The following is a 3,544-nucleotide window of genomic DNA, read 5'->3' on the forward strand; positions in this document are numbered from 1 at the left end:
GCGTGAGCAGCCAGAACAGCAGCCAGATGTAAGCGGCATACAGCGCGGCGCGGCAGGTCCGCCAGCTGCGGCCGAAATGCCCGCGTACGGCCTGCAGCACCAGGCGCAGCAGCTGGCGCCACACGGCGAGGTGCGGCCGCCCCACTTCGCCGCGCTCATACAGTTCGCGGCTGGCAGCACGGCGAATCTTGCCGCTGGAGGTCTTCAGTACGCTATGGGGTGGCGCCAGCACGATATCGTCGGGCGGCACACCGGTGAGGTCGACCACGATGCGGTTGACCTCCTGCTGCAGGCGTTGCCGCGCACCAGCTTCCTTCTCGTTGCTTTCCGCCAATACCACCAGGCGCTCGGTACCGGTGGCCGGGTCAGGACTGCCGAACACCGCGATGCAGCCTTTGCGCAGGCCGGGCAAATTGCCGACCGCCGCTTCGACATCGTAGGGGTAGATGTTGCGCCCGGCACGGATGATCAGGTCCTTGGCGCGGCCGGTCAGGTAGACCTCACCGCCGGCCATGTAGGCGAAGTCGAGCGAGTCGAACCAGCCATCGCGCAGTACCCGGCGGGTCTCTTCGGGATTGCGGTAGTAGCCGCCGCTGGTGGACGGCCCGCGAAATTGCAGATGACCTTCGCTGCGCTCGGGGAGTTCGAGCCCGCTGCCATCGACGATGCGAATCTGCTGGCCCGGCAGCGGCCGGCCGCTGGAGACGAAGCGCAGCGTTGCACTGGCGTGCGCTGCGCCAGGCAGTGCATTGCCGTGGGTCTGGAACGCTTCGCGCTGCACCCGGTCGATCAGCGGCCCTCGGCCCAAGGGCGGAAAGGCCAGGCCCAACGTGGCCTCGGCCAACCCATAGACGGGTGCCAGCGCGGTGGGCGCAAACCCGTAGCGAGCGAAACGTTCGGCGAAGCGCTGCAAGGTATCCGGGCTGACCGGCTCGGCACCGTTGAAGGCCACGCGCCAACTGCTCAGGTCCAGGCCCTCGAGGTCGCCCTCCGCGAGTTTGCTCAGGCACAGTTCATAGGCGAAATTCGGCGCCGCCGATAAGGTGCCGTGAAAGCGGTCGATGGTCCATAACCAACGCGCCGGCCGCGCCAGGAAAGCCAGCGGCGACATCAGCACCAGGCTATAGCCGTAATACAGGCTGCCCAGCCAGGCACCGATCAGGCCCATGTCGTGGTACATGGGCAGCCAGCTGACGAACACGTCCTGCGGCCCCACTTTCAGAGCCTTGCCCATGGTGCGCAGATTGGCCAGCAGATTGGCGTGGCTGACCATCACGCCCTTGGGCTGGCCCGTGCTGCCCGAGGTGTACTGCAGGAAGGCGAGGTCCTCCGGTTGCCGCGGCGGTGTGATGCACTCGCCCCCCTCGCCTGTCAGCTCGCCCACTGTGGCAATGCGCGTCAGGCTCGGGACCTGCGGCTGGAGCAGCCGGGCGAGCAGCTTCGCCTCCTTCACGGTGATCAGCACCTTGGCCTCGGCGTTGCGCAGGATGCCGGCCTGGCGGTGCAGATGATCCTCGATCTGCGACAGGCGCAGCGGTGGGTAGATGGGCACCGGCACCCCCCCGGCCAACAGGATGCCAAAAAAGCCATGGAGAAAGTCGCACCCTGTGGGCAGCATCAGGGCCACGGTCTGACCGGCCTGCAAGCCACTGCGTTGCAGCCCGGCGGCAACGGCCCGGGCTGCCTGGTGCAAGGCGCCATAGCTGATGTCTTGCGGCTGGTCACTTTCACCCAGCAGGCGCACGTGGGGAAACTGCGGCTGATGGCGCACATGCCACTCCAGCACCTCGATCAAGGTCCGCGCAGCGTCCGGCGTCTGCGCCGTTGCTATCGAGGCCTCGCTGGAGTCGCTGGAGGACAATGGACGTACCGCCTCGGCGCCATGGCTGCTGTGCAACACATGCAGTATATCGGCGGGAGTGTCCGCCGAGGCGAACAGGGATTCCGGCAAGCGCACAGCGAATTCGTGCTCGATGCGCGACCAGAGTTCGACCCGGGCCAGACTGTCTACGCCCAAGTCCCGGTCCAGCACGCTGTGCAAGGTGACTTGCAAACCTTCTGCCGCCTGCGGGCGCAACTCGACCACGGTGCGTTGGACAATTTCCAGCAATTTTTCTGCGTCCCCATCGGAATGGGAAACGGCGGGAGTTTCTGGAGGCGGACGAGCCATCGGCGGCCCCTCATGACAGGACATGCAGTGTGTAGATCCTTGCCAATTGCCATTATGCGCCTATGGCGGCGACCGGGAATGCCATCATGGGCTGCAGCGCTCGCAGGATGGGTGAGCCAGAGCCAGGCTCAACCCGTAGCAACTGGCGAAGCCTGCGTTCGGCTGCGTAGCAGTCGTAAAATCAGGTGCTGCGGTATTCCAGAAAAACCGAGCAAGCAGGATTCGCGACTGCTGCGCAGCCGAACGCAGCCTTCGGCAGCTGCTACGAACTCCAGAAAAACCGTGCAAGCAGGATTTGCGACTGCTGCGCAGCCGAACGCAGGCTTCGGCAGCTGCTACGGATTGGAGCTAGGCTCCTAGGACCCAGCGCCTGCAGAGAGATCGCCATGCCAGCCAGCCTCAACCCCGGAGTGACACGTCGAGAAATCTGGGCCTGGGCGATGTTCGATTTCGCCAACTCCGGCTACACGACGGTGGTGATCACCGCCGTGTTCAACGCCTACTTCGTCGCAGTGGTCGCCCAGGGCGAAGCCTGGGGTACGCTGGCCTGGACCAGCGCCACCGCCCTCTCCTATGTCCTGATCATCCTGACCGCGCCGCTGATCGGCGCCTACGCCGACGCCTTCGCCTGCAAGAAGCGTCTGCTGCTGTTCAGCACGATCGGTTGCGTGGTCTTTACCGCTGGACTCGCGCTGGCCGGGCCGGGGGAGCTGGGTATCGCGATCCTGTTCATCGTGCTCTCGAACTTCTGCTTCGGCAGCGGCGAGAACCTGATCGCTGCTTTCCTGCCCCAACTCGCCCGTGCAGATGCCTTGGGCAAGGTGTCCGGTTGGGGCTGGGGGTTCGGCTATATCGGTGGCCTGGTCAGCCTGGGCGCCTGCCTGGCTTACGTCAGCTGGGCCCAGGCGCAGGGCCAGACCGCGGCGCAGTTCGTGCCGGTGTGCATGCTGATCACCGCGGTCTTGTGCGCCGTAGCCAGCCTACCGACCTTCCTGTTCCTGCGCGAACGCAGCCTGCCGCAGCCAGGGCGCGGCGACACGCCTATCGCGCGAGCGGCGCTGGCGCGCTTCGCGCAGACGCTGCGCGAAGCCGACCGCTATCGCGACCTGCTGCGCTTCCTGGCCTGCACCGTCTGCTACCAGGCCGGTATCTCGGCGGTGATCGCCCTGGCTGCCATCTATGCCAATCAGGTCATGGGCTTCAGTACCCAGGACACGCTGCTGCTGATCTTCGTGGTGAATATCACGGCCTCCATCGGTGCCGTGCTGTTTGGTTGGCTACAGGATCGCTTCGGCCATCGCGCCACACTGGCGCTGACCCTGCTGGGCTGGCTCGGCATGGTCGGTCTGGTCTGGGTCGCGCGCGGCCCCGAAC

At 65.7% G+C, this 3,544-nt stretch carries 2 protein-coding genes; one reads left to right on the top strand and one right to left on the bottom strand.

The window, feature by feature from the left end:
- A partial coding sequence (locus F8N21_RS30080) for an AMP-binding protein (protein ID WP_191624437.1) occupies positions 1-2,170 on the bottom strand: 2,170 nt, incomplete at its 3' end.
- Positions 2,171-2,556: 386 nt separating this feature from the next.
- Here F8N21_RS30080 and F8N21_RS30085 point away from each other — a divergent pair.
- Positions 2,557-3,544 (top strand): MFS transporter (locus F8N21_RS30085; RefSeq protein WP_150645579.1); only part of this gene is annotated, 988 nt, incomplete at its 3' end.

Origin of the sequence: Pseudomonas fluorescens, assembly GCF_902497895.1 — a bacterium.
In the GTDB taxonomy this organism is placed as follows: domain Bacteria; phylum Pseudomonadota; class Gammaproteobacteria; order Pseudomonadales; family Pseudomonadaceae; genus Aquipseudomonas; species Aquipseudomonas fluorescens_BP.